The organism is Cupriavidus agavae (assembly GCF_004217045.1).
In the GTDB taxonomy this organism is placed as follows: domain Bacteria; phylum Pseudomonadota; class Gammaproteobacteria; order Burkholderiales; family Burkholderiaceae; genus Cupriavidus; species Cupriavidus agavae.
Genome location: NZ_SGXM01000002.1, coordinates 516,648 through 541,048, shown reverse-complemented (window position 1 = coordinate 541,048; position 24,401 = coordinate 516,648). Strand labels below are relative to the sequence as shown.

Sequence of the window (24,401 nt, the reverse complement as noted above, 5' to 3'; positions counted from 1 at the left end):
GGATTACCGGGAACGGTAGCGGAACGCGGGTTGGGGGTCGCGCGCCGGCTCGGTCACGCCGCAGCAGTTCTCGATGGCCGACGCCAGGATCATTGCCTCGGCGTTGAGCGGAGCCGGGCGCGTGCGCTGCGGGCGGTACACGGTGGCAAGCCGGGGAATCGGCAGGCCGGTCAGCGCGCAGATGCCGGGTTCGCGGGCGGTGCCGATGGCCCAGATCTGCTCGCCGTAGCGGCAGTGCGTGGCATCGCGCCAGCTCACCACGGCCAGCGCCGTGCTGGGGCGCTCGATGACCGTGACGATCGGGGCATGCGCGCGGCCAGCGTGGTCCTCGGCCGTGTACGTGAGCGTGTGCTGTTGCGGTTCGAGCAGGGCAATCGTGCGCAGCCATGCCTCGCACGAGCTGTCGAAGGGTGCGTCGCGGGTTTCCGCGGCGGCCGGGTTCATGACGCCAGTAGCTTCAGACATGGTTGCTCCCTTGGGTAGAGGTGACCTTGACACGCCAGCAGTACGGGGTATCGCCGACGAAACGCTTGAAGACGGTGGTGAAATGGGCCTGCGAGCGGAAGCCGCTGCGCATGGCAACTTCGAGCACGCTGCCCTGGCCGCTGCGCAGCAGGTCCTGTGCGTGCTCGATACGGCGGCGCACCAGGTATTCGTGCGGGCGCATGCCGGTGGCGCGGCGGAACTGCGCGGCAAAGTACATGCGCGTGAGCCCGGTGCTGCCGGCGATATCGGCCAGGCCGATCGGCGCCGCCAGGTTCTCGTCGATGAACGCGATGGCCCGGCGCAGGCGCCACTGCGGCAGTGCGGTCTGCGCGCGGTGGTTCGTGGCCACGCGCTGGAAGTGGCTCGCCACCACGCGGGCCACGATGGCCAGCGCCACGCTGTCGGCGAACATGCGGCCCAGGCCGGCGTCCTGCGCATGCGCCACGGCCAGCGCCTGGCCCAGGCGTTCGAGCGCCGGATCGTTATGGATGAACGGGTCGTCGAGCAGCAGTTCGCCGGGATGCGCATGGCCGAACTGGTCCTCGTAGCAGGCCGCCAGCACCGCCTGGGGGACGAACAGGTGGAGCACGTCGCAGGCCGAGGTGAAGACGGCGCGGGCGGCCACGCCCGGGGCGGTCACCTGCACGGCGCCAGCCGTCACGCGGCCGTCGAACACCGGCATGCCGGCGCAGAGGAAGCGGATCGAACCCGAGCGCAGCGCCAGCGAGATGCAGTGGTGGTCCGGCGCGCCTTCGTGCGCCACGGAGACTTCCTCGTCGCCGTCGCAGGCCCAGCGCGAGATCACGATCGAGTCAGGACGGCGTGCCTGCAGCGCATCGGCGTCGGGCGGCTGGCGCCAGAGCTGCTCGCGGTAGACGAGGGCCGGAGCCTGGGCGCTGGCCACGCGCTGCGATTGCGGCAGCGGCGGGCGGGAGACTTCGGGCTTTTCGAGGACGGGAGTCGACAGATCTTTCATGGCGTGGCTTCTCGGATTTCGGTGGCGGGCGGGGTGGCGGCTCAGGCGGCGTAGCGCAGGAAAGCCACGGCGATCAGGATCAGGTTCATGACGGCCAGCACGATCCAGCCATACATCAGTACCAGGCTCTCCCGGCTGTCCAGGCTGGCGTCGTGCATCGGTTCGGTGTCGGCAACGGTGTTCGGGGTCATCGCGTGCGCTCCTCGGAGGCGGTGTGGTGGCCGGCCGAAGCAGCCGGTTGGATCGGCGCGATGGCCTGTGCCCACATGCGGTGCACGCCTGCGCCAGCCAGGGCCAGCGCAACGACTGCGGCCAAGGCGTACAACGTGTTCGGGAAGAGACGGGATTTCATGCTGGAAGGCTCCCTCGTCGAATCGGTGTCTGGTGCAGTGAATCGTAGGAGCCGCCCATGGGTGGTCTCAATTGGCGCGTGGATGAGGTCTGGTTAAACGTTCGTATAGGTTTGTGAAATGGCACTCACCTTTTCGTGTAGGCAGGGTGCCTTTGGTTTGGGGCGGCAAGGGTTGGGGGTGGGTTTGGGAGCCAACGTGAGGAGTTCGGTACCGGCACGGTGCGATCCCGACAGAATGTCTGCCTGCGCGATCACGTGAAACGCGCTGTCGCGCCAGACTTCGCCTATCGCATCCTTGGATAGGGGCCGCCATGCCTTCTGCTACTACCGGATGGCGGCTTGCCTCGCTGGCCGTTGTCATGTCAACCACCGCCGCCCTGGCCGGGTGTGCCGCGTTCGGCGACGCGCGCACCACGCAGCGCCTTGCACCGGTTTCGGACGCGGCGCGCAGCCTGCCGGCGCAGCACGGCCAGTGGCCCGCGCAGGATTGGGCCGACCAGTTCGGCGATCCCCAGCTTGGTGCGCTGACCCGCGAGGCGCTGGCTGGCAGCCCCACGCTGCAGGCCGCGCTGGCGCGGCTGGCCTCGGCGCGGGCGCTGGCCGAAGGCGCGCGCAGCGGGCTCTATCCCCACGCCGGCATCGAAGGCGGGTTCCACCGCGAACGGATTTCCGAGACCGACACGCTGCGCGGCACGCCGCTGGCCGGACGATGGGTCGACCAGGCGCAGTTATCGGGCACGCTGTCGTATGACCTCGATTTCTGGGGCCGCCACCGCGCGGCGTTGCAGGCGGCGCTGTCGGGCGTCAGCGAGGCAGACGCCGAAGCCCAGTCCGCGAAGCTCGTGCTGACCACGGGCGTGGCGCGCGTCTATGCCCGCCTGGCCACGCTCTTTGCGTTGCGCGACGTGACTGCGCAGACTATCGACCAGCGCCGCGAACTGGCCCGCGTGGGCCGCCAGCGGCTGGCGGCGGGGCTCGATACGCAGGTGGGCCTGACGCTGCAGGACGCCGACCTGGCCGGCGCCGAGGCGGACCTGACACGGATCGATGACGAGATTGCCGTGGTGCGCCACCAACTGGCGGCGCTGCTCGGCAAGGGGCCGGACCGCGGGCTCGCCATCGCCCGGCCCGTCCTGCTGTCCGGGGCCGCGCGCAAGCCCGTGGCCGGGCTGCCCGACGATGCCCGCATCGGCCTGCTGTCGCGCCGGCCCGATCTGGTAGCGGCCCGCTGGCGTGTGGAGGCCGCGTCGAAGGATATCGAGGTGGCGCGCACCGCCTTCCTGCCCGACATCTCGCTCAACGCCATGGCGGGGCTGACCACGATCACCCCGTCGGATTTCCTGCTCGGCGCAAGCCGCGCGTTCTCGTTCGGTCCGTCGCTGCACCTGCCCGTGTTCGAGGGCGGACGCCTGCGCGCGGACCTCCACGGCCGCTACGCCGCCTATGACGCGGCCGTGGCCGACTACAACCAGACGCTGACCCAGGCGCTGCGCGACACCGCCGATACGGTCGATGGCCTGCAGGCCACGGGCACCGAGATCACGCAGCGCCAGCACGCGCTGCAGCTGGCCGATCACGCCTACGCGCTCGCCGCCCGGCGCTGGCAGGCCGGTCTCGTCAACCAGCTGGCCGTGCTGGCCGCCCAATCCGAGGTGCTGGCCCAGCGCCAGCAGGTGGCGCAGTTGCAGGGCCAGCGGCTCGATCTCCAGTTCCGCCTGATCTGGACGCTCGGCGGCGGCTACGCAGGCCATCCGCCCGTCGCCGGCACCGCCGCGCCCGCCTCCACCCAGATGCCATGACCATGCCGACTACCACGATGCCTGCCCCGACTGCCCCGGCCACCCCGGTTCCCGAAGCTTCCCCGAGCGCCGTGCCGCGCCGGCGCCTGATCGCCGTGGCCGCGCTGGTGGCCGCCGCTGGCATCGCGGCCGGCGTCTGGTGGCTGGCCGAAGGCCGCTTCTACGCATCCACCGACGACGCCTACGTGGGCGGCAACATCGTGCAGGTAACGTCGCTGGTGCCCGGCACCGTGGTGTCGATTGCCGCCGACGATACGCAGCACGTGCTGCAGGGGCGCCCGCTGATCGGGCTCGATCCGGCCGACAGCGAGGTGGCGCTGCAGCAGGCCGCCGCCCAACTGGCCGCCACCGTGCGGCAGGTGCACACGCTCTACGTCAACAATGGCACGCTGCAGGCCGATATCGCCCAGCGGCAGGCCAATGTGGAGAACGCTCGCGACGACCTGCGCCGGCGCATGTCGGTCGATGGCACCGGCGCCGTCTCGAACGAGGATGTCGACCACGCCAGGTCCACGCTCAAGGCGGCACAGTCGGCACTGCGCGCGGCGCAGGAACGGCTGGTGTCGAACCAGGCCCTGACCAGCCACGCCACCGTGGCCGAGCATCCGGACGTGATGAAGGCCGCCGCGAGCTACCGGGCCGCCTATCTGGCCTTCGCGCGCTCGACCCTGCCGGCGCCGGTGGCCGGCTTCGTGGCGCGGCGCAAGGTACAGCTGGGCCAGCGCGTGGCCCCCGGCGAACCGCTGATGGGCGTGGTGCCGCTCGACCAGGTCTGGGTGGACGCCAACTTCAAGGAAAACCAGATGGCCGAGATGCGCGTGGGCCAGCCCGTCAAGCTGACGGCCGATTTCTACGGCTCGCGCGTGCAGTACGACGGCAAGGTGGCCGGCTTCTCGGCCGGTACCGGCGCCGCGTTCTCGGTGCTGCCGGCGCAGAACGCCACGGGCAACTGGATCAAGGTGGTGCAGCGGCTGCCGGTGCGCATCACGCTGGAACCGGCCCAGTTGGCCGCCCATCCGCTGCGGCTTGGCCTCTCGATGCAGGTTTCGGTCGATATCCACGAGCACGGCGGGGCCACGCTCCATACGCTGCCGGCGGTCACGCCGCTGTCCACCGACGTCTATGCCGCGGTGGGCCGCGACGCCGACGCCAGCATCGCGCGCATCATCGCGGCCAACCAGCAGTAGTCCTGCCTATATATATAGGCAGGCCCGGCGGAGGTCAGCGCAGCCAGCGCTGCCAGGCCGCCACCCCTGCCACCAGCAGGCAGGCCGGGGCGACGATGGCCAGCAGGTTCGAGGCGGCCAGCAGCACGGCCTGCTGGTCGATGGTCTGCGACAGGCTCACCAGCGACACATCGGCCGGCAGATGGGCGGCCAGGTAGGGATCGACGCGCCCGACCAGATGGGTACGCGCCACGGCCTCGCCGTATTGCAGGCATTGCGCGGCGGTGCCGGTGCCGGCGGCCGAGGCCACCTGACGCACGATGTTCTTGAACTGGTAGGTGTGCGAGAAATCGTCGAGCGACGTTTCGAGGAACGTGAGCTTGGCCACCAGCACCAGCGCGAACGGCACGGCCACGCTCTGCAGCACCAGCGCCTGGGCCACGCGGTCGAGCGACAGGTCGGACATGACCCGGGTGGCCAGCATCCAGGCCGCCACGGCGATCATCGCGTAGCCGAGCGCCAGCCAGCGGCGCGAGCCGGGCAGCTTCGCCCCGTACAGCACGAACAGGACTGCCGCCACCACCCCGAAGCTGCTGCTGATCGTGGTGATCATGCCGGTGGTCTCGAACGAGAAGCCGAGTCCGAGCTGCATCAGGATCGGCATCACGTAGTTCCACAGCCCGGCCGTGAACGCATAGATGGCGAAGAACGCCAGCCCGGTCAGGTAGCGCTTGCCGCCAAGCCGGTGCGTGTTCAGCCACGGGTCCGGCCGCACATGCAGGCGGAGGAAGGCCAGCGCCATCAGCGCCGCGCCGGCGGCCGGCCAGCCCACCACGCCGAGCGCGTCGGACGCGGTGTAGAGGCGCAGGTCGGCCAGCCCGTGCACCAGCACCAGCGCGCCGGCCCCGAGCAGGAAGACCGTGAGCCAGTCCATCGCGGCCAGCGTGTCGAAATCCGGCCGGTATGGCGGCCTGACCCGGTGCGGGTAGGTCACCGAGACCAGCAGCAGCGTGCCCGCCATGGCGATGGCCTGCACCACGAAGATGGTGCGCCAGCCGGCATCGAGCATCAGCGTGGCCGTGACCCATGGCGCCACGGCCAGCATGCCCAGCGCACCCACGACGAACGGCCACAGCAGGCGCGGGCGCTCGGGCGGGGCGGCGATCAGCTGGATCAGCGTGCGCGCCGAGGCAAACAGGCCGCCGGCGCCCAGGCCCTGCACGAACAGCGCCATGGAAAGCTGGGTGATGTTGTCGGACACCGCGCAGAGCAGGGTGCCGGCGATGGCAATCCACAGGCCGGCAATCGTCACGCCGCGGTAGCTCAGGTACTCGGCCAGCCGGCGCAGCATCAGGTTGGCCACGATGGCGGCGGCCGCGTAGGCGGTGAAGCACCAGAGAAACTCGTCCGGGGTGGCGTAGATGCCGGCCCGGATCTGCACGGCAGCCGTGGCCAGGATCGATGTTGCGACGAAATCCACGCCGGTCGCGCAACCCAGCGCCAGCCCCATCAGCATCACGCCGCCGCGCGTGACGCGCGGCAGGGCAGTCAGCGCGACGGCTGGCATGCGGTGGCGGCGGCGCGGCAGTCGGCGGGGCGGGCCGCCTTGGCCGGCCGGGCAGGGCTGGCCGTGGCCTTCGGCGGCAGCACGCTGTAGTCGTAGCGATCCGCCGCGAACGGGCTGGTGGCCGGGTCCGTGGCGTGGGCGGCCATGGCGCCCAGCAGGCAGCCGGCGGCGAGCAGGGCGCGGGACGTGGCGCGAACGGCGCCGTAAAGTGTGGTGTTCATGATGAACCTCCTGTGATTGGGTCCGAAACCGGGTAGGGGAGGCTTGAGCCTATGCGGGGGCGCGGCAGGGCCTTTTCGCGGCGCGGGCGCCGCTTTCGCAAGCGCACGGGGCGGTGCGTGGCCGTGCCGGAGCGGGGCGAAAGCTGTTCGTAAGCCTTGCGCGGCACTGGCGGCAGCGGTGTTGTTTTTCACTATACGAAGGCATAGTTACTGCGACCCTGTTCCCTCGCTACCATGGCGCCATGAGATTGAAGTGAGGTGCCAGCTTGGCCACGAACAAGGTCGTCGCTATCGTCGACGATGACGAATCCATCCGCACTGCCACTTCCCGACTGGTGCGATCGCTGGGATGGGAGGTGCATACCTACCCCTGCGCCCGCGCGTTCCTCGATGCCGGTGCCACGTCTGTGACGTGCATCGTGTCTGACGTGCAGATGCCCGAGATGAGCGGGATCGAAATGCTGCGGCTGCTGAAGGCGCAGGGCAGCGACGTGCCGGTGATTTTCATCACCGCGTTCTGTACCGAGGCCATCCGCCGCGAAGCACTGCGCGCCGGCGCCAGGGAATTCCTCTGCAAGCCCGTGAACGGCGCCGAGATCCAGCGTTGCCTGGACGAGGTGGCGGCGCTGGCCCAGAGTCCCCGCCCCTAGCACCGGCCCAGCCGAGCGCCGCATGACGGACATCCATCGATCCGCGTTTCCGCTCCCGTTCGGAGCCCCCGCCACGCATGACCCCGCCGCCAGCAGCCGCTGGATGCTGGCGCTGGCCGTTGCCATTGCGCTGGCCGTGTTCTCGTTCGACGCCTTCACGCGCTACCAGGTGGCCGTGGCCGTGCTCTACGTGCTGGTGGTGCAACTGGTTGCGGTGTCGGGCTCGGCCCGGCTGACCGTGCTGGCCAGCCTGGCGTGCGTGGCGCTGACGCTGCTGGCGTTCGTGCTGACCCACGAACCGGCCAGCACGGTTGGCGCGCTCGGGCGCTGCATGGTCAGCCTGCTGGCCATTGCGGCGGCCACGGCGCTGTCGATGCGCCACCTGCGCACGGATCGCCGCATGCGCGAGCAGATCGAGCTGCTGAACCTGTCGCACGACGCCATCGTGATCTACGACATGCGCGGCGTGGTCACGTTCTGGAACCGGGGCGCGGAGTCGCTCTACGGCTGGCAGGCGGCGCAGGCCGTGGGCCGCGATTTCCATGCGCTGACCGATACCCGCTTTCCGCAGCCCGACGAGGCGGTCTATGAGACGCTCTCGCGCCAGGGCCGCTGGGAAGGCGAGGTCGAGCGCCGCCACCGCGACGGCCGCGACCTGATCGTCGCCAGCCGTATCGCGCTGTGGCGCGACCAGCGCGGCCATGCCATCGCGCTGATGGCCACCAACAACGACATCACGGAGCGGCGCCGGGCAGAGATCGAACTGGCGCGCAACGAAGCCTTCCTGGCCGACGCCCAGCGCCTGAGCAAGACCGGCAGCGTGCTGCGCTACGCCGATTCGTACGAGATGAACTGGTCCGACGAGGCGTTCAGGGTGCTTGGCTTCGGCACCGAGGAGATTCCGAGCTTCGACCGCGTGCTGCAGCGCACCCATCCGGAAGACCTGCCCATCGTGCAGGGCATGGATGCGGCGATCCGGCGCGGCGAGCCCGTGATCGACGGCAAGCACCGGCTGCTGATGCCCGACGGCGAGGTCAAGCACGTGCATTTCGTGGCGCGGCTGAACAACCGGCCCGGCCATCGCGCCGAGTACGTGGGCGCGCTGATGGATATCAGCGCCGCCGTAGCCGCCCAGGAGGCGCTGCAGCGCTCACTGACGGAGTTGGCACACGTGTCCAGACTGACTACACTTGGCGGGCTGGCGACAACCGTGGCGCACGAGGTCACCCAGCCGATCGCCGCGATCGTGACCTGCGGCGATTCGGCGCTCCGGTGGCTGGACCGCCCGGACCCGGACGTCGCAGAAGCGCGGCAGTCGGTGGAGCAGATGATCCGCGATGCGCAGCGCGCCTCGGAAATCGTCCGGCAGATCCGGGGCATGGCCCAGAAGCGGGAGCCGCAGTGGGCGCCGGTAGCGGTCAATACGCTGGTGCGCGAGTCACTGTCGCTGCTGGCGCGCGAGTGTGCGACGCATCAGGTGCAGCCCGATGTGCAGCTGTCGGACGAGGAATGGATCGTGCCCGGAGACCCCGTGCAGCTCCAGCAGGTGCTGGTGAACCTGCTGGTCAACGCGATGCAGGCCATGGACGACGCGGGCAGCAACCCGCGCGTGCTGCGCGTTGGCACGGCGCGGGCCGACGCCTCGCATGTCCGGATCGTTGTCAGCGACACGGGGCCCGGTTTCGCGGGAGGCGACGCCGAACGCATTTTCCGGGCTTTCCATACAACAAAAAAAGACGGGGTGGGCATGGGACTGTCGATCTGCAGGTCCATCGTGGAGGCGCACGGCGGCCAGATCTGGGCCACCTCCGGTAATCCCGGCGCCAGCTTCCACGTGGAACTGCCGCTCCGGAACGAAGGGGAATCATGAATACAGCCGTGTCATCCGGAAACGGACCGTCCATCGTCTACGTGGTGGACGACGACGAATCGATGCGCAAGGCCGTGGCCATGCTGCTGCGCTCGGTGGGCTATCAGGTGGAAATCTTCGCCTCGGCCACCGACTTCCTGGCCGGCCAGCTCCAGGACGTGCCGAGCTGCCTGATCCTCGACGTCCGGCTCAAGGGCCAGAGCGGACTGGCGGTGCAGGAGCAGTTCGCCGCCAGCAAGATGCAGATCCCGATCATCTTCATGACCGCACATGGCGATATTGCGATGTCGGTGAAGGCGATGAAGGCCGGCGCGATGGATTTCCTGGCCAAGCCGTTCCGCGACCAGGACATGCTCGACGCGGTGGAAAGCGCGCTGGCCCGCGACGCCGCGCGCCGCGAACTGGACCGCACCGAATCGGACCTGCGCGTGCGCTACGCCGAACTGACGCCGCGCGAGAAGGAAGTCATGGCCTACGTGGCCCGCGGCATGCTGAACAAGCAGATCGCCGCCGAACTCGAACTCAGCGAAATCACCGTCAAGATCCACCGCGCCCAGGGCATGAAGAAGATGGGCGCCCGCTCGCTGGCAGATTTCGTGCTGAAGGCGGAAGCGCTCGGAATCGTGGAATCGGCGACGAGCGGCGGGAAGCAGTAGTTATTGCTTCCGCGCCGTTATTGCACCCCTCTTCCGCAAGCGGGAGAGGGGTGCGCATTACAGCCGGAAGCGGTTTCGTCCCGGGGACAGGGGAAGATCACCCCTTCAACACCACTCCGATCGCATTGGCGACGATTCCCACGTTGCTGTCGTTCAGCCCGGCCACGCACATCCGGCCCGAGCGCAGGATGTACACCCCGTGCTCGTTGCGCAGACGGTCTACCTGCCCGGCGGACAGGCCCGTGTAGGTGAACATGCCGCGCTGCTTGATATAGCGCGACAGCTTCTCGCCGGACACGTGGGCCTGGAGCTGGTCGTGGATGGCCTGGCGCATGCGGGCGATGCGCTGGCACATCGCGGCCAGTTCCGCTTCCCAGTTCTTGCGCAGCGCCGGCGTGGTGAGGACGCGGGCCACGACGCGGGCGCCGTGGGTGGGCGGGTTGCTGTAGTTGGCGCGCACGGCGCCGGTCAGCTGGCCCAGCACGCGGCCGGCTTCGTCGGCGCTCTGGCAGATCACGCTCAGGCCGCCGCAGCGCTCGCCGTACAGCGAGAAATTCTTCGAGAACGAGTTCGCCACGAGCGCGGGCACATTCTGGCGCGCCAGCTCGCGCACGGCAAAGGCGTCGTCGTCCAGGCCGGTACCGAAGCCCTGGTAGGCCATGTCCACGAACGGCAGCAGCTTGCGGGCCTTGAGCACGCCGATCACCTGGCGCCACTGGTCCTCGTTCAGGTCCACGCCGGTCGGGTTGTGACAGCAGGCGTGCAGCAGCACCACGTCACCCTGCGGGATGGCTTCGAGCGCGGCCACCATGGCGTCGAACTTCAGGCCGCCGGTCTCGGCGTCGTAGTACGGGTAGCTCTCCACCTGGAAGCCGGCGCGCTCGAACACCACGCGGTGGTTTTCCCAGCTCGGATCGCTGATCCACATCTTCGCGCGGGGGAAGTAGCGGCGCAGGAAGTCGGCGCCCACGCGCAGCGCGCCGGACCCGCCCAGCGTCTGCAGCGTGGCGATGCGGCCTTCGGCGCGTGCGGCGCTGTCCTCGCCGAACACCAGCGCCTGCACGGCCTGGCGGTAGCCGACCATGCCGGACATCGGCAGGTAGGGGCGCGGGCCCATGTCCGCCAGCAACGCGGCCTCGGCCTCGGCCACCGCCTGCATGACGGGCAGGCGGCCCTCGTCGTCAAAGTAGATGCCGATGCTGAGATTGACCTTGCTGGTACGCGGGTCCTGCTGGAAATCCTCGTTCAGGGAGAGGATGGGGTCGCCGGGAAAGGCTTCGATGTGTTCGAACATGGGAGGCTTCTTCTGGTTCAGGGGCGGGCGGCAACTGGCAGGGCCGCGCCGGCGTTCTTCTGCCGGAGGCGATAGCTTACGCCAAGAACGACGAGCCAGACAGGGATCAGATACACCGACAGACGCAGGCCCGGCGTCAGGAACATGACGACCAGAATGCCCGCCAGGAATACCAGCGTCAGGTAGTTGGTCAGCGGATAGCCGAGGCTCTGGAACGCGGTGGTCTGGCCGGCGGCGCGCTTGGCGCGGCGGAACATCAGGTGGATGATGCTGATCATCGCCCAGTTGATGATCAGTGCCGATACCACCAGGCCCATCAGCAGTTCGAACGCCTCGCCGGGCATGAAGTAGTTGACCAGCACGCAGGCACCGGTGGCCAGGGCAGACACGCCGAGCGCAGCCAGCGGAATACCGCGGCGGTTGACCTTCGTCAGGGCGCGCGGGGCGTTGCCCTGCTGGGCCAGGCCCAGCAGCATGCGGCTGTTGCAATAGACGCCGCTGTTGTAGACCGACAGCGCGGCGGTCAGCACCACCACGTTGAGCACGGTCGCCACCAGTTCGCTGTTCAGCGCGTGGAAGATCAGCACGAACGGGCTGCCGCCGGTGACCACGTTCTGCCACGGGTACAGCGACAGCAGCACGGCCAGCGCGCCCACGTAGAAGATCAGGATGCGGTAGATCACCTGGTTGGTGGCCTTGGGGATGCTCTTGCCCGGGTTGTCGGCCTCGGCGGCGGTGATGCCCACCAGTTCGAGCCCGCCGAACGAGAACATGATCACGGCCATCGCCATCACCATGCCGCCCAATCCGTTGGGGAAGAAGCCGCCGTGCTGCCACAGGTTGGCCACGCTGGCCGCCGGGCCGGCGCCGCCGGTGGCCAGCAGGTAGCCGCCGAAACCGATCATGCCGACGATGGCGGCGACCTTGATGATCGAGAACCAGAACTCCATCTCGCCGAACGATTTCACGCTGGCCAGGTTGATCAGGTTGATGACCACGAAGAAGCCGAGCGCCGAGACCCATGTGGGGATGGCGGGCCACCAGTACTGGACATAGATGCCCACGGCCGACAGTTCGGCCATGCTGACCAGGATGTAGAGCACCCAGTAGTTCCAGCCCGACATGAAGCCCGCGAACTGGCCACAGTACTTGTTGGCGAAGTGGCTGAACGAGCCGGCCACGGGCTCGTCCACGACCATTTCGCCCAGTTGGCGCATGATGAAGAAGGCGACGATGCCGGCGATGGCATAGCCGAGCAGGACGGAAGGGCCGGCGAGCTTGATGGTCTGGGCGATGCCCAGGAACAGGCCCGTGCCGATGGCGCCACCCAGCGCGATCAACTGGATGTGGCGATTCTTCAGGCCACGCTGGAGCGTGCCCTGGCTGTCGGTTGCATGCATGGAGTTGTCTGTCCTCTACCCATTCTTGTGGAATGGCGCGCGCCTCTGTCAACGGGCGCTTTGAAAAAGGCGCCGGCGCGGGTAACGCCGGCGCGCAGGGGTCCGCGCCGGCAACCCGAGAGGATACCGGCAGACGGTTGGAAAAACAGGGATCTGGCGCAACCCGGACCGGAATCCGGGCGCCGGGGTCACACTTTCAGCGTGCCGCGCTCGATCTGGTCGCGCTCAAGTGACTCGAACAGCGCCTTGAAGTTGCCTTCGCCGAAGCCATCGTCGCCCGCGCGCTGGATGAACTCGAAGAACACCGGGCCGAGCACGCCTTTCGAGAAGATCTGCAGCAGCAGGCGGGGCTTGCCGTTCTCGGTGGTGCCGTCCATCAGGATGCCGCGCGCCTTGAGCTGGTCAACCGGCTGGTTGTGGCCCGGCAGGCGGGTGTCGAGTGCCTGGTAGTAATAGTCGTTCGGGGCCGTCATCAGGTCCACGCCGGACATCTGCAGGTTGTCGATGACCTCGATCAGGTTGTCCACCAGGAAGGCAATGTGCTGGATGCCTTCGCCATTGAACGCCATCAGAAATTCTTCAATCTGCCCGGCACCCTTCGACGATTCCTCGTTCAGCGGGATGCGGATCATGCCGTCCGGCGCGGTCATGGCCTTCGAGGTCAGGCCGGTGTATTCGCCCTGGATGTCGAAATAGCGGATTTCGCGGAAGTTGAACAGGCGTTCGTAGAAGTTGGCCCAGTAGGCCATGCGGCCACGGTAGACGTTGTGCGTCAGGTGGTCCACCAGCTTCAGGCCGTGGCCCTTGGGGCGGCGGTCCACGCCCTCGATGAATTCGAAATCGATGTCATAGATCGACTTGCCGTCCTCGAAACGGTCGATCAGGTACAGCGGCGCGCCGCCAATGCCCTTGATGGCCGGCAGGCGCAGTTCCATCGGACCCGTGGCAATCTCGATCGGCTGGGCGCCCAGCATCAGCGCGCGGTTGTAAGCCTTGTGCGAATCCTTGACCCGGAACGCCATGCCGCAGGCGCTGGGGCCATGCTCGGCGGCGAAATAGGCGGCCTCGCTGTGCGGTTCGTTATTGACGATGAAGTTGATGTCGCCCTGGCGGAACAGCAGCACATCCTTGGAGCGATGCCGGGCCACCAGCGAGAAACCCATTTTCTCGAACAGCGGTTCGAGAACGTTGGGCGTGGGCGAGGCGAATTCGACGAACTCGAAGCCTTGCAGTTGCATCGGGTTTTCAAACAGATCGGCCATGGTCGGTGCGCGCGGGGGCGAGTAGGGAGTAGAAATCGTATTTCAGCGAGACGCTGCGCAAGTGGCTTTTGAGGCGCCTGCGGCGTAGCGCAATGTGAGGAAATTGTAGTTCTCGCCGTGCAAAATAGGATTTCGTTAGCGCCGCAGGGAAACCCTCGGATATGAGATAAAATTTCGCGAAACATCGCCCGGAGGAAACGGAAATGCAGCAAAACGACCTTGACCGCACCGACCGGCGCTTGCTTGGCATGCTGCAGGAGCATGGCCGGATCTCCAATCTGGAGCTGGCCGAGGCGATCAGCCTGTCACCGGCCCAGACGCTGCGGCGCCATCGCCGCCTGGAGGAGACCGGCATCATCAAGCGCTACGAAGCGCGGCTCGACAGCGCGGGACTGGGGTTTGGCGTGACCGCGTTCATCCACGTGACGATGGAGCGCGGGCATATCCGCGACCTCTCGAAGTTCAAAAGCCTGGTGGCCGAGCTGGCGCAGATCCAGGAATGCTTTTCGGTGACCGGCGATATCGACTATGTGCTGAAGGTGGTGGCGAAAGACCTGAAGTCGCTGTCGGACTTCCTGCTCGATACGCTGATGCGGATTCCGGGCGTCAGCGGCGTGAAATCGAGCGTATGCCTGGACGAGATCAAGTGCACGAGCGCGATGCCGCTCGACGTCTAGCCCGCTTGGCCGAGGCCCGCCATCGCGTCGGCAATCTCCTGCGCTGACTGGGGTCGCACCAGCCTGCCCACTTCCTGGCCGTCGCGCAGGAACACCAGCGTCGGCCACAGCTTCACGCGGAACGACCGGCCCAGCGGCCGGCCGCTGCCGTCCTCCACCTTGATATGCGGCAAATCCCCATGCTGGCGAAACGCGGCCTCGATCAACGGCTGCGCCCGCAGGCAGAAGCCGCACCACGGCGTGCCGAATTCGAGCACCAGCGGGCCGGATCTGGCATCGATCTCGGCACGGGTCGGCTCGGTGGCGGCGAAGGTGGTGGTCATGGGCATGGCGGGCTCCGGGAGGTGATTGGGGGATTCTGCCAGTGACAAGCATATTGCGTGCAAGCACCTCAGGCCCGCGCGAGGGGTGGGGGAGAGGGCGGGAGGATGCTATGCCGTTGCCTCATCAGGGCTTGAAACGCCGGCCCTCTCCCCTGGCCCCTCTCCCGCCTGCGGGAGAGGGGAAAATGGCCGCGACCCGATATCCCACCACCCCGGCAGCAAATCCCTCACTTCGGCGCGTCCGTACCGGTCATCGATCAGCCACACCACGCCGCGATCCTGCTGGGTCCGGATCACGCGGCCCGCCGCCTGCACCACCTTCCGGAGGCCCGGATACAGGTAGGCGTAGTCGTAGCCCTGCCCGTACACGGCCTCCATCCGGTCGCGCAACTGCTCGTTGACCGGATTCACCTGCGGCAGCCCCAGCGTGGCCACGAAGGCGCCGATCAGGCGGTCGCCGGGCAGGTCGACGCCTTCCGAGAACACGCCGCCCAGCACCGCGAAGCCGATGCCCTGGCCGCCCGGCGCGAACGCGTCGAGGAACGCCGTCTGGCCCGCCTCGCTCATGCCGCGTGCCTGCGCCCAGGTCGGGATGCCGGGATGGTCGCGCGCCAGCAGCGCGGCCGCCTGCTGCAGGTACTCATGGCTGCTGAAGAACGCCAGATAGTTGCCCGGCTGCCGTGCGAACTGGTCGGCCATCAGCGTGACGATGGCCGGCAGCGAACGCTGGCGCTGGGCGTAGCGCGTGGAGATATGGCGCGCCACGTGCACGTCGAGCTGGTCCGCCGTGAACGGCGATGGCACCTCGACCCAGACTGCGCTGGCCGGCAGGCCGAGCAGGTTGCGGTAGTAGTCGGCTGGCTGGAGCGTGGCGGAGAACAGCGTGGTCGAGTGGGCTCCGGCGAAGCGCGGCGCCAGGTACGGCGCGGGCAGCAGGTTGCGTACGCACAGCGCGGCATCGGTGCCGGCGCGCAGCCGGGGCGTGCGCGTGATGTCGAACAGCGAGTGCTTGCCGCCGTATTCGGTCAGTTGCTCGGCCAGCCGCAGGAAATGCATCGCGTCGAAGTAGAAGCGTTCCAGCAGCGCGTCGTGCCGCTGCGGATGCTCGCTGATGTCGTCGATGATCGCCGTGCAGAGCTGCGCCAGCGCCTCGACAAAGGCCGCCGGCTCGGCGTCGCGCGTTTCGTACGCGGCCGCGCCGGATTTCGCCAGCGCATTCCATTGCCGGTAGACCTTGTCCATGGGCCGCTTGAGCACCGCCGGCGCCGCCAGCCTCACGCCCCGGAAGGCCGCATGGTCCAGCGTGGCCGTGTACATCGCGCGGCCACGTTCGACAAGGTTGTGCGCCTCGTCCACCAGCACGCTGACGCGCCACTCGTTGAGCGCCGTCAGCGCAAACAGCAACGCGCTGCGGTCGAAGTAGTAGTTGTAGTCGGCCACCACCAGATCGCTCCAGCGGATCATCTCCTGGGCCAGGTAGTAGGGGCAGACCTGATGCGCGCGGGCGATCTCGCGCGTGGCTTGCCGGTCGAGCAGCGGCGCCTGGGCGGCGGCGGCGCGGGCGGCGGGCAGGCGGTCGTAGAACCCCTGGGCCAGCGGGCACGATTCGCCATGGCAGGCCAGATCCGGATGCTCGCACGCCTTGTCGCGCGCGGTCAGTTCCAGCACGCGCAGCGGGGAGCCCGTGGCATCGCCCCGCAGTTGCGCCGTGGCGTGCAGCGCCACGGCGCGGCCCGTGGAGCGCGCGGAGAGGAAGAACAGCTTGTCGAGCCGCTGCGCCGGCATGGCCTTGAGCGCCGGAAACACGGTGCCGATCGACTTGCCGATGCCGGTGGGCGCCTGCGCCAGCAGCGTGCGCGCCGCCACGTTGGCCTTGTAGACCGATTCAGCCAGCAACCGCTGCCCGGTGCGGAACGTGCCGTGCGGAAACGCCAGCGTCTGCAGCCCCGCGTCGCGGGCGGTGCGATGCGCCAGTTCCTGCTCGGCCCACGCCTTGAAGCGGCGGCAACTGTCTTCGAAGAATTCGCGTAGCGTGGCGGCGTCGAAGCGCGCCTTCAGCATGCGCTCGCGCTGGCTGATGACGTCGAAGTAGACCAGCGCCACCTCGATCTTTTCAAGATTCCGCGATGCGCAGAGCAGCCAGCCATAGATCTTGGCCTGCGCCCAGTGCAGTGCCTGATGGTTCTGCGGTATCTCGCGCTTCTCGCCGCGCACGGTCTTGATTTCCTCGACGCGATTGGCCACCGGATCGTAGCCATCGGCGCGGCCCCGCACGCGCAGGCCCTCGAAATCGCCGGACAGCGAGACCTCGGCCTCATACCCGGAGCCGCGCCGGCTCGTGACCACGCCATGCCCGGCCACGCCCTCCTGCGACGTGGGCGAGGGCGTGAAGCGCAGGTCGAGATCGCCCGCCTTGGCCGTGAACTCACAGAGCGTGCGCACGGCAACGGTATAGCGGGGTGGTTCGACAGGAACGGGCGCGGGGGTGACGGACAAGGCGCAAACGGCGGATGGCAACGAGAACTGTATGAATATACAGTGATCGGACACCGACAGGCAGCCGCCGCGCAGGAATTTATGATGGAGCCACCGTCCGCCCGAGGAAGCTCACAAAAACTGGAGAAACGCCGATGCCATCGCTGAAGATCGCCACGTTCAATATCAACGGGGTGCGCACGCGCCTGGCGTCGCTGCTGGCCTGGCTCGAACGCGAGCAGCCGGACGTGGCCTGCCTGCAGGAACTCAAGGCCGTGGACGAGGGCTTTCCGATCGAGGAAATTCGCGCGGCCGGCTATGGCGCGATCTGGCAGGGCCAGAAATCGTGGAACGGCGTGGCGATCCTGGCGCGCGGCACCGATCCCGTGGAAGTGCGCCGCGGGCTGCCGGGCGGCGAGGGTGGCGACAATCCCGACACCCAGAGCCGCTATCTGGAAGCGGCGGTCGAGGGCGTGCTGGTGGCTTGCCTGTACCTGCCCAACGGCAACCCGCAGCCGGGGCCGAAGTTCGACTACAAGCTGGCATGGTTCGAGCGGCTGATCTCCCACGCGCAGACGCTCCACGATAGCGGCCATCCGGTGGTCATCGCCGGCGATTTCAACGTGGTGCCCACCGACGACGACATCTACAACACCCGCTCGTGGCTCAAGGACGCGCTGCTGCAGCCCGAGAGCCGCGAATGCTACCGGCGCCTGCTCGCCCAGGGCTGGGTCGACGCGCTGCGCAAGCAGTATCCCGACGAGCGGATCTATACCTTCTGGGATTACTTCCGCCAGCACTGGCAGACCAACTCGGGGCTGCGCATCGACCATCTGCTGCTGGGACCGGGCGTGCAGCTGCGCGATGCCGGCGTGGACCGCTGGGTGCGTGGCGAGGAAAAGGCGAGCGACCACGCGCCCACATGGGTTGTCGTCGAAACCGGGGCGGGAGGACCGAAGAAGAAGGCGCCGGCAGCGAAGAAGGCCGCCGCAGGGAAGGTCCCGGTGAAGAAGGCCCCGGTGAAGAAAGCCCCGGTGAAGAAGTCCGCGCCCAAAAAAACCGCCGGGAAGCACCCGGCGTCGGAGAAAACAGGGACGTCCACCGCGAGAGCGGGACGGCGGACGTCAGGCACCTGAGCCGTTGCAGCGCGGCTCAGGTGCCACAGAACCTTGCGGTCAGGCGGGCACGGCCTCGGCCACCTTCGCGGCCTCGTCGGCTACGTGGGCCTGCACTGTCTGCAGCGAGCTGCCCACGGCGCCCATCAGCATGTCGGCGGCCGCATCGAGCCGGTCTTTCGAGCCCGACATGCGCGCCGTGATGATGCCGTTCTGGATCGCGCCATAGAGCACCGTGGCCAGCGCCGCCGGCGGCACCGGATAGCGCTCGCCGCGTGCCTGTTCGGCGCGGCGCAGCAGGCTGGCGATCCAGTCCTCGTTCATGCGGTAGTGCGCCTGCAGCGGCACGCGGATCGCATCGGGCAGTGCCAGCACCTCGGCGGACAGCATGCCGGCCAGGCAGATCTGGTTCAGCTCGATGTCGCTGCGCAGGGGGCGAATGTACTGCCACGCCTGCTCGGCCAGCGGCAGGCTGATATCGATCGCGGCCAGCCGCGCCTGCGAGCGTTCGCGGTACAACCGCACCACTTCGAGCACCAGGTCATCCTTGGCCGGAAAGTGATAGTGAATGCTCGATGTCTTCACGCCCACCAGTTCCGCCAGGTCGCGATAGCTGAATCCGTTGTAACCGCGCTGCCGGATCAGCACGGAAGCGTGCTGCAGCAACTGGTCGCGCACGGACTGCGCGGCATGTGTGGAATGCGTTTTCATGAGATTCGTCCGGGGCCTTGTGAGCCTTGGACCCTCCGGTTTGGCCGCCGTCCCAGGGATCGCTAGACGGACAGCGACTGCGCGACAAACGAAAATACAGCTCCGGTGCCGAAGCACAGCAACACCCATCCACCCACGATCAGGGCCGTGTCACGCCATTTCATTGCAAAACTCCAGATATCCGGGCCGCGGTGGACCGGCTAACGTTGCCGGGCCACCGCTCGGGCGCTCAGGCCAGGGCGCCGTCGGTGTACACGTCGAAGCTGCGCGACGGTTCGGCCGACACGCCGGTCCGGTCACGGCCGGCCACGGTGCGGGCACCGCCGGTGTAGGGGTCGAACGGGGCAGCCTTGGCGCCGTCGAGGTACGGATCGATCTGGCGCGACGGTTCGGCCGAAACACCGGTCCGGTCCAGGCCAGCCACGATGCGGGCACCGTCGGTGTACGGATCGAACTTGCCGCCGACCTTGGCGCCATCGGTGTAGGGATCGGTCTTGCCAACGCGGGCACCCTCGCTGAAGGTGTCGAACTTGCCGGTGCGGGCACCGTCGGTGAACGAGCTGCGGGCGTCCTGCACGCGGTAGCTGTAGCCGTAGACTTCGCCGGCCTTCTGGGCGGCGGGGGCGGCCTGGGCAGCGCCTGCAACGAAAGCGGCGGCGAGGGCGGCGGCGGTGATGAGGGTCTTGGCGGTCATGATGCTCTCCTGGCTCGGGCCCGACGCTCCGTCATGTGGGGAGTCGTCGTGGCCGATGTCTGTGCTGCGAATCGACCGGTCCTTCCTGCTTCCCGATCTGCTATCTACTGCTAGATAGAGAAGCGCTGCTAAAAAAAGAACCGATCTCCGGTACTGACAAACAAAACTGGTAAGGCTTGGACGCCGCGCCCGGGCTTTGTTGTTACCGCAGTGCGTCGTCCATGGCTCGAATATTATCTACTACTAGATAGATAGGCAAGGAATTTAAAGAAATTACGATGCCGGCGTGGGGGTGGCGCTCTAAACCGGCCGGGAGCAGGCGCCAACCCATTGAAACAAAAGGAAAAAACTTACTTCGCAAACACCTGGCTCAGGTCGCCGAAGGCCTTGAATTCGAGTGCATTACCCGACGGATCGAGGAAGAACATCGTTGCCTGCTCGCCAACCTGCCCCTTGAAGCGCACATGCGGCTCGATCACGAACTTCGTCCCGGCGGCGCGCAGCTTGTCGGCCAGTTGTTCCCACTGCGCCATCGACAGGATGGCGCCGAAATGCCGCACCGGTACGTCGTCGCCGTCCACGGCGCTGGTCCCGCGATGGCCGCATTCGTCCGGTGAGAGATGGGCCACGACCTGGTGGCCGTAGAAATCGAAGTCGACCCAGGCGTCGGAACTGCGACCCTCGGGGCAGCCGAGCAGATCGCCGTAAAACTGGCGCGCGGCGGCGAGGTCGTGAACCGGGAAGGCAAGGTGGAACAGCGGCATGGCAGTCATGGGGGCTCTTGTGGGGAGGGCGGTTGGAAAGCGATGCCGTTGATTGTAATCAGCGCAACTCGTAATATGAAACGAATCATTCCGGGGCTGAGCATCAGGAATTTCGTTGCTCGACGCCCCATCCCAACCAGCGCCCCCGACCCCCTTCGCCCGTGATCCGCTATTTCAAGACCTTCCTGAGCGCCGCCGAGACCGGCTCGTTTTCGGCCGCCGGCGCCCGGCTCGGCCTGACCCAGTCGGCGGTCAGCACGCAGATCCGCCGGCTGGAGGAAGACCTCGGCTGTACGCTGTTCGACCGTACCGGCAAATCGGTGACGCTGAGCGAGGAAGGGCGGCGGTTGCTGCCCGAGGCGGCGCGGCTGGTGGCCATCTATGCGGGCATGAAGGGCGCGGGCGCCCAGGCTGACACGGCGCCGCTCGACCTGGGCGCCGTGTCCACGGTGCAGTCGACGCTGCTGCCGCGTGCGATGCAGCGCTTTCGCGTGGCGCATCCCGATACGCATGTGAACATCGTGCCGGGCATGTCGACCCAGCTGCTGACGCAGGTGGATGCGCGCGAACTCGACATCGCCGTGCTCGTGAAGCCGCGCCTGGGCCTGACGCCCGAACTGAAATGGGTGCCGCTGATCCGCGAGGCGTTCGTGGCGGTGGCCCCGGCTGGCACCACGGGTGACCTGAAGGCGGTGCTGCAGACCGTGCCGTTCATCCGCTACAACCGCCACGCCACGGGCGGGCAGCTGGTCGATCGTTACCTGAAGCGGCACCGCTTCTGGGTACGGGAGGGCATGGAGCTGGACGAGCCCGCCGTGATCCTGCAGATGGTCAGCCAGGGGCTCGGTTGCGCGATCATCCCCGCGGCACTGGTGCCGGTGCGCGAGACGCCCGGCATCGTCGAGATACCGATGCCGGGCGCGCCGCTGCACCGCGAGATTGGCGTGCTGGTGCGGCAATCGGTGCTCAGGCGCGCGCCGGTTGCCGCACTGATCGACGCGTTCGAGGCCGCCGGCCACGAACGCCAGGCACGGTAGGGTCAGGCGCTGGCCGCCTGCGCCGTGGCCTGCTGCGCCGGCCGGCGCACCATCAGCGCCAGCAGCGCCGCCAGCAGGCAGGCCGTGCCGGCCACGTACAGCGCCGGGGAATAGGTCAGCCAGAACGTGCGCGAGAGCCCCGCGCCGAACGCCGCCACCGCCGCGCCAATCTGGTGGGCCGCGAAGATCCAGCCGAACACCATCGGAGCCCGCTCGCGGCCGAACGTGCTGGCGGCGAGCTTGATCGTCGGCGGCACCGTGGCGATCCAGTCGAGCCCGTAGAACATGGCGAAGATCGACAGGCCGTACAGCGTGAATTCCGAATGGGGCAGCCAGAACAGCGACAGCCCGCGCAGGCCGTAGTACCAGAACAGCAGCTTGCGGCTGTCGTAGCGGTCCGAGAGCCAGCCCGACAGGATGGTACCCACGAAATCGAATGCGCCCATCATCGCCAGCGCCGACGCGGCCGGCACGGCGGACATGCCGAAATCCGCGCACAGGGCGATGAAGTGCGTCTGGATCAGCCCGTTGGTGGACAGCCCGCAGATAAAGAATGTCCCGGCCAGAATCCAGAAGGTCTGGGTGCGCGCCGCTTCGCGCAGCACCACGAACGGTCCGCGCCAGGACAGCGGCGCTGCGGCAGCCGGCGCGGCAGGCGCCGTGCCCGGCGCTTCGCCGAATGCCGTCAGGCCCACATCGGCGGGACGGCTGCGCATCAGGCCGAGCACCACCACGGCCAGCGTGGCGCACGCGGCCAGCACCGGCAGCACCGCCACGCGCCAGCCCATGTGTTCGATCAGCCAGGCGGCCACGGGCAGAAAGGCCAGTTGCCCCGTGGCCGAACTGGCCGTCAGGACACCAATCACCAGCCCGCGCCGCGCGGTGAACCAGCGGTTTGCGACCACGGCGGCCAGCACCAGCGCCGTGAGGCCCGAGCCCACGCCGAGCATCAGTCCCCAGGCCACGAACAACTGCCACAGTTCGGTGGCCACCGTTGCCAGTGCCATGCCGCCGGCAATCAGCGCCAGCGCCGCACAGACCACGTTGCGCACGCCGAAGCGCTCCATCAGCAACGCCGAGAACGGCGCCATCAGGCCGAACAGCGCGAAGCGGAACGCCAGGATCGACGACACCTTGTCGGTGCTCCAGCCCATCTCGGCGGTCAATGGTTTCAGGAAGGCGCCCGGCAGGCCGAGCGCGGCGGAAGTGGTCAGCATCACGCAGAACGTGACGGCGGCAACGATCCACGCGTAGTGGATGCCGCGCCGGTCCAGCCGGCGGGAAAGGGCTTGCGCGAACATGGGGGCAGGTCAGGGTGGAGAAGACGGTTCGAAGGGAAGTCAGCCGCCGCTCAGCCGGCGACCGTGTTGGAAGTGCTGTCGAGCAGCCAGGCACGGGCGGCGTCGAGAATCTCGTCGGACAGGCCATCGCCAGCGGTGGCACGCGCCAGCGTGATGGCGCCGACGAAGGTGGCCAGTTGCACCAGCGCCTGCCGGTGGGCGTCGGGGCCGGCATCGGCGCCAGCGCCGGTGTTGATGGCCTCCCAGGTGTCGATCAGTTGGCGCAGGCCGTCGAGATAGGCTTCCCGCACGGGCTTGCCGGCCGGCTCGCGCGCCACGTCGCTGGCGAACGCCGACGCAGGGCAGCCATGGCCGGCGGCATCGCGGTGCGCCGCGCTCAGATAGCGCTCCACCAGTTCGCGTCGGGCGCTGGATACGTCACCTTTGGCGCGCCTGGCAGTGGCCTGCCATCGGTCGTTGGCTTCCGCGAACGAACGCGCGCAGGCCACCGCCGCCAACTCGTCCTTCGAACCAAAGTGACCGTAGAAGCCGCCATGCGTCAGCCCGGCGTCGGCCATTACCTGCGCCACCGACACACCGTGCAGGCCGTGCTGCCGGAACAAACGTGCCGACGCCTGCTCGATGGCTGTCCTATGCTGGTCAGCGACTGCCCGTGATGCCCTCGCCATGCGGCCTCTCCTTCGGATTGCAACCCCGCCAAGCGGGAAATTTCATGCTTGACCGGAGTTTAGATGACAACCATACTTTAAGCAATAGATGTCGGTCGTCATGCAAAGGACGTATCGGCAGCCCGTTGGTCCCCCGTCGTTGCATCCATCCCATCGCAAGGAGAAACCTGTCATGTTCAATCTGTTCGATCTGTCCGGCCGCGTGGCCGTCGTCACCGGCTCCACCAAGGGTATGGGCCTGGCCATGGTGCGCGCCCTGGGCCAGGCTGGCGCCCGCGTGGTGGTGTCCGGCCGCGACGCCGGGGTGTCAGAGAAAGTGGCCGCATCGCTGCGCGAGGAAGGGCTGGACGTCACCGGCATCGCCTGCGACATCGTCAACCTGGACAGCGTGCGCGCGTTTGCCGATACCGTGCTGGCAAAGTTTGGCCGCGTCGACGCGCTGGTGCTCAACGCCGCCGGCTCCACGGCGGTGGGCTCGATGCTCGACCAGGGCCCGGAGGCGTTTGACGAAGTCATGGCCGGCAACGTGCGCGGCAACCTCGTGCTCGTGAATGCGCTGGCGCCGCAAATGATCGAACGCCGCGATGGCTCGATCCTGTTCATGTCGAGCATTGCCGCGCGGCGCGGCTCGGCCATGCTGGCGCTCTACAGCATCTCGAAGGGTGCCACCGACCTGGCCATGCGCAACCTGGCGCAGACGCTCGGCCCGCACAACATCAACGTGAACAGCATCAACCCCGGCCCGGTGCGCACCGACTTCTCCCGCGATGCGCTGTGGGGCGACCCCGAGCGCGAGAAGATGCTCTCGGCCGGCATTCCGATGCGGCGCATCGCCGAGGCCACGGACGTGGCAGGGCTGGCCGTGCTGCTGGCCTCGCCGGCCGGGCGCTATATTTCGGGCCAGACGATCGGCGTGGATGGCGGGGCAACGGCCTGA

General features: G+C 67.8%; 24 protein-coding genes and 1 pseudogene. 9 read left to right on the top strand and 16 right to left on the bottom strand.

Annotated features, from left to right (window positions below; translation table 11 throughout):
• Positions 1-3: 3 nt before the first annotated feature.
• The 4 genes from EV147_RS13435 to EV147_RS25940 are packed head-to-tail and all read right to left on the bottom strand — an operon-like array spanning position 4 to position 1,814.
• A complete protein-coding gene (locus EV147_RS13435) occupies positions 4-465 on the bottom strand; it encodes a DUF3331 domain-containing protein (protein ID WP_130391666.1) in 462 nt (153 codons plus the stop codon).
• The gene (locus tag EV147_RS13430) at positions 458-1,462 is read right to left on the bottom strand and encodes a helix-turn-helix transcriptional regulator (RefSeq protein ID WP_130391665.1); all 1,005 of its coding nucleotides are present in this window, start codon (positions 1,460-1,462) and stop codon (positions 458-460) included. Before EV147_RS13430 ends, EV147_RS13435 begins: the two co-directional genes overlap by 8 nt.
• 41 nt (positions 1,463-1,503) lie before the next feature.
• Positions 1,504-1,653 (bottom strand): hypothetical protein, encoded by a 150-nt coding sequence (locus EV147_RS25945; RefSeq protein WP_157994686.1) that lies wholly within the window; start codon positions 1,651-1,653, stop codon positions 1,504-1,506.
• Positions 1,650-1,814, bottom strand: coding sequence for a hypothetical protein (locus tag EV147_RS25940; RefSeq protein WP_157994685.1), 165 nt, complete (start codon positions 1,812-1,814; stop codon positions 1,650-1,652). Before EV147_RS25940 ends, EV147_RS25945 begins: the two co-directional genes overlap by 4 nt.
• A gap of 359 nt (positions 1,815-2,173) precedes the next feature.
• On the opposite strand from EV147_RS25940, the gene EV147_RS13425 reads away from it, so the two are divergent.
• Entirely contained in the window at positions 2,174-3,613 is a 1,440-nt protein-coding gene (locus tag EV147_RS13425) for an efflux transporter outer membrane subunit (protein ID WP_235844722.1), read from the top strand.
• On the top strand, positions 3,610-4,800 hold the full coding sequence (locus tag EV147_RS13420; RefSeq protein WP_407923229.1) for an HlyD family secretion protein: 1,191 nt from the start codon (positions 3,610-3,612) through the stop codon (positions 4,798-4,800). Before EV147_RS13425 ends, EV147_RS13420 begins: the two co-directional genes overlap by 4 nt.
• Positions 4,801-4,834: 34 nt before the next feature.
• Here EV147_RS13420 and EV147_RS13415 read toward each other — a convergent pair whose 3' ends face one another.
• Positions 4,835-6,346, bottom strand: a complete 1,512-nt coding sequence (locus EV147_RS13415; protein WP_130391663.1) for an MFS transporter — start codon at positions 6,344-6,346, stop codon at positions 4,835-4,837.
• Positions 6,328-6,567 carry a hypothetical protein gene (locus EV147_RS13410; protein ID WP_130391662.1) on the bottom strand — a complete coding sequence of 80 codons (240 nt, stop codon included), beginning with the start codon at positions 6,565-6,567 and terminating at the stop codon, positions 6,328-6,330. The genes EV147_RS13415 and EV147_RS13410 overlap by 19 nt, the downstream gene beginning before the upstream one ends.
• Before the next feature lie 266 nt (positions 6,568-6,833).
• On the opposite strand from EV147_RS13410, the gene EV147_RS13405 reads away from it, so the two are divergent.
• Genes EV147_RS13405 through EV147_RS13395 form a run of 3 tightly spaced genes read left to right on the top strand, consistent with a single transcriptional unit; the run spans position 6,834 to position 9,743 of the window.
• The gene (locus tag EV147_RS13405; RefSeq protein ID WP_130391661.1) at positions 6,834-7,217 is read left to right on the top strand and encodes a response regulator transcription factor; all 384 of its coding nucleotides are present in this window, start codon (positions 6,834-6,836) and stop codon (positions 7,215-7,217) included.
• 22 nt (positions 7,218-7,239) lie between these two features.
• On the top strand, positions 7,240-9,087 hold the full coding sequence (locus EV147_RS13400) for a PAS domain-containing sensor histidine kinase (RefSeq protein ID WP_130391660.1): 1,848 nt from the start codon (positions 7,240-7,242) through the stop codon (positions 9,085-9,087).
• A complete protein-coding gene (locus EV147_RS13395) occupies positions 9,084-9,743 on the top strand; it encodes a response regulator transcription factor (RefSeq protein WP_130391659.1) in 660 nt (219 codons plus the stop codon). The genes EV147_RS13400 and EV147_RS13395 overlap by 4 nt, the downstream gene beginning before the upstream one ends.
• A gap of 97 nt (positions 9,744-9,840) precedes the next feature.
• On the opposite strand, the gene EV147_RS13390 is transcribed toward EV147_RS13395, so the two are convergent.
• From EV147_RS13390 to hppD, 3 genes are all read right to left on the bottom strand, one after another.
• The gene (locus tag EV147_RS13390; protein WP_130391658.1) at positions 9,841-11,037 is read right to left on the bottom strand and encodes an amino acid aminotransferase; all 1,197 of its coding nucleotides are present in this window, start codon (positions 11,035-11,037) and stop codon (positions 9,841-9,843) included.
• Positions 11,038-11,054: 17 nt separating this feature from the next.
• Positions 11,055-12,437: an amino acid permease gene (locus EV147_RS13385; protein ID WP_130391657.1), complete on the bottom strand. Its 1,383-nt coding sequence runs from the start codon at positions 12,435-12,437 to the stop codon at positions 11,055-11,057.
• A 188-nt stretch (positions 12,438-12,625) separates the two neighbouring features.
• Complete coding sequence (hppD, locus tag EV147_RS13380; protein WP_130391656.1) at positions 12,626-13,699, bottom strand: 4-hydroxyphenylpyruvate dioxygenase; 1,074 nt, start codon at positions 13,697-13,699, stop codon at positions 12,626-12,628.
• A gap of 203 nt (positions 13,700-13,902) precedes the next feature.
• Between hppD and EV147_RS13375 the strand changes: the two genes are divergently transcribed.
• Positions 13,903-14,376, top strand: coding sequence for an Lrp/AsnC family transcriptional regulator (locus EV147_RS13375; protein ID WP_130391655.1), 474 nt, complete (start codon positions 13,903-13,905; stop codon positions 14,374-14,376).
• Here the strand turns inward: EV147_RS13375 and EV147_RS13370 are convergent.
• Both EV147_RS13370 and EV147_RS13365 read right to left on the bottom strand, forming a co-directional pair.
• Positions 14,373-14,705, bottom strand: coding sequence for a thioredoxin family protein (locus EV147_RS13370; protein ID WP_130391654.1), 333 nt, complete (start codon positions 14,703-14,705; stop codon positions 14,373-14,375). The two genes, EV147_RS13375 and EV147_RS13370, sit on opposite strands and share 4 nt — an antisense overlap.
• Before the next feature lie 102 nt (positions 14,706-14,807).
• Complete coding sequence (locus EV147_RS13365) at positions 14,808-17,195, bottom strand: ATP-dependent DNA helicase (RefSeq protein ID WP_130391653.1); 2,388 nt, start codon at positions 17,193-17,195, stop codon at positions 14,808-14,810.
• A 134-nt stretch (positions 17,196-17,329) separates the two neighbouring features.
• Between EV147_RS13365 and xth the strand changes: the two are divergent.
• Positions 17,330-18,136 (top strand): annotated as a pseudogene (gene xth / locus EV147_RS13360) (exodeoxyribonuclease III); the annotation flags it as partial.
• 213 nt (positions 18,137-18,349) lie between these two features.
• Here the strand turns inward: xth and EV147_RS13355 are convergent.
• The 3 genes from EV147_RS13355 to EV147_RS13345 all read right to left on the bottom strand — a co-directional run bounded on the left by EV147_RS13355 (position 18,350) and on the right by EV147_RS13345 (position 20,467).
• A complete protein-coding gene (locus tag EV147_RS13355) occupies positions 18,350-19,000 on the bottom strand; it encodes a TetR/AcrR family transcriptional regulator (RefSeq protein ID WP_130391651.1) in 651 nt (216 codons plus the stop codon).
• A gap of 229 nt (positions 19,001-19,229) precedes the next feature.
• Positions 19,230-19,694 (bottom strand): copper resistance protein CopQ, encoded by a 465-nt coding sequence (locus tag EV147_RS13350; RefSeq protein ID WP_130391650.1) that lies wholly within the window; start codon positions 19,692-19,694, stop codon positions 19,230-19,232.
• 350 nt (positions 19,695-20,044) lie between these two features.
• Positions 20,045-20,467 (bottom strand): VOC family protein, encoded by a 423-nt coding sequence (locus EV147_RS13345; RefSeq protein ID WP_130391649.1) that lies wholly within the window; start codon positions 20,465-20,467, stop codon positions 20,045-20,047.
• A 152-nt stretch (positions 20,468-20,619) separates the two neighbouring features.
• Between EV147_RS13345 and EV147_RS13340 the strand changes: the two genes are divergently transcribed.
• A complete protein-coding gene (locus EV147_RS13340; RefSeq protein ID WP_130391648.1) occupies positions 20,620-21,495 on the top strand; it encodes a LysR family transcriptional regulator in 876 nt (291 codons plus the stop codon).
• 2 nt (positions 21,496-21,497) lie between these two features.
• On the opposite strand, the gene EV147_RS13335 is transcribed toward EV147_RS13340, so the two are convergent.
• Positions 21,498-22,796: an MFS transporter gene (locus tag EV147_RS13335; protein ID WP_130391647.1), complete on the bottom strand. Its 1,299-nt coding sequence runs from the start codon at positions 22,794-22,796 to the stop codon at positions 21,498-21,500.
• A 50-nt stretch (positions 22,797-22,846) separates the two neighbouring features.
• A complete protein-coding gene (locus EV147_RS13330; RefSeq protein ID WP_130391646.1) occupies positions 22,847-23,464 on the bottom strand; it encodes a TetR/AcrR family transcriptional regulator in 618 nt (205 codons plus the stop codon).
• Positions 23,465-23,636: 172 nt separating this feature from the next.
• Here EV147_RS13330 and EV147_RS13325 point away from each other — a divergent pair, with 172 nt between their 5' ends.
• Positions 23,637-24,401, top strand: a complete 765-nt coding sequence (locus EV147_RS13325) for an SDR family NAD(P)-dependent oxidoreductase (RefSeq protein WP_130391645.1) — start codon at positions 23,637-23,639, stop codon at positions 24,399-24,401.

Bases quoted from the DNA above. Each gene is read 5' to 3' on its own strand.
- EV147_RS13435 (WP_130391666.1), bottom strand. From the start codon at position 465: ATGTCTGAAGCTACTGGCGTCATGAACCCGGCCGCCGCGGAAACCCGC.
- EV147_RS13430 (WP_130391665.1), bottom strand. From the start codon at position 1,462: ATGAAAGATCTGTCGACTCCCGTCCTCGAAAAGCCCGAAGTCTCCCGC.
- EV147_RS25945 (WP_157994686.1), bottom strand. From the start codon at position 1,653: ATGACCCCGAACACCGTTGCCGACACCGAACCGATGCACGACGCCAGC.
- EV147_RS25940 (WP_157994685.1), bottom strand. From the start codon at position 1,814: ATGAAATCCCGTCTCTTCCCGAACACGTTGTACGCCTTGGCCGCAGTC.
- EV147_RS13425 (WP_235844722.1), top strand. From the start codon at position 2,174: ATGTCAACCACCGCCGCCCTGGCCGGGTGTGCCGCGTTCGGCGACGCG.
- EV147_RS13420 (WP_407923229.1), top strand. From the start codon at position 3,610: ATGACCATGCCGACTACCACGATGCCTGCCCCGACTGCCCCGGCCACC.
- EV147_RS13415 (WP_130391663.1), bottom strand. From the start codon at position 6,346: ATGCCAGCCGTCGCGCTGACTGCCCTGCCGCGCGTCACGCGCGGCGGC.
- EV147_RS13410 (WP_130391662.1), bottom strand. From the start codon at position 6,567: ATGAACACCACACTTTACGGCGCCGTTCGCGCCACGTCCCGCGCCCTG.
- EV147_RS13400 (WP_130391660.1), top strand. From the start codon at position 7,240: ATGACGGACATCCATCGATCCGCGTTTCCGCTCCCGTTCGGAGCCCCC.
- EV147_RS13395 (WP_130391659.1), top strand. From the start codon at position 9,084: ATGAATACAGCCGTGTCATCCGGAAACGGACCGTCCATCGTCTACGTG.
- EV147_RS13390 (WP_130391658.1), bottom strand. From the start codon at position 11,037: ATGTTCGAACACATCGAAGCCTTTCCCGGCGACCCCATCCTCTCCCTG.
- EV147_RS13385 (WP_130391657.1), bottom strand. From the start codon at position 12,437: ATGCATGCAACCGACAGCCAGGGCACGCTCCAGCGTGGCCTGAAGAAT.
- hppD (WP_130391656.1), bottom strand. From the start codon at position 13,699: ATGGCCGATCTGTTTGAAAACCCGATGCAACTGCAAGGCTTCGAGTTC.
- EV147_RS13375 (WP_130391655.1), top strand. From the start codon at position 13,903: ATGCAGCAAAACGACCTTGACCGCACCGACCGGCGCTTGCTTGGCATG.
- EV147_RS13370 (WP_130391654.1), bottom strand. From the start codon at position 14,705: ATGCCCATGACCACCACCTTCGCCGCCACCGAGCCGACCCGTGCCGAG.
- EV147_RS13355 (WP_130391651.1), bottom strand. From the start codon at position 19,000: ATGAAAACGCATTCCACACATGCCGCGCAGTCCGTGCGCGACCAGTTG.
- EV147_RS13350 (WP_130391650.1), bottom strand. From the start codon at position 19,694: ATGACCGCCAAGACCCTCATCACCGCCGCCGCCCTCGCCGCCGCTTTC.
- EV147_RS13345 (WP_130391649.1), bottom strand. From the start codon at position 20,467: ATGACTGCCATGCCGCTGTTCCACCTTGCCTTCCCGGTTCACGACCTC.
- EV147_RS13335 (WP_130391647.1), bottom strand. From the start codon at position 22,796: ATGTTCGCGCAAGCCCTTTCCCGCCGGCTGGACCGGCGCGGCATCCAC.
- EV147_RS13330 (WP_130391646.1), bottom strand. From the start codon at position 23,464: ATGGCGAGGGCATCACGGGCAGTCGCTGACCAGCATAGGACAGCCATC.
- EV147_RS13325 (WP_130391645.1), top strand. From the start codon at position 23,637: ATGTTCAATCTGTTCGATCTGTCCGGCCGCGTGGCCGTCGTCACCGGC.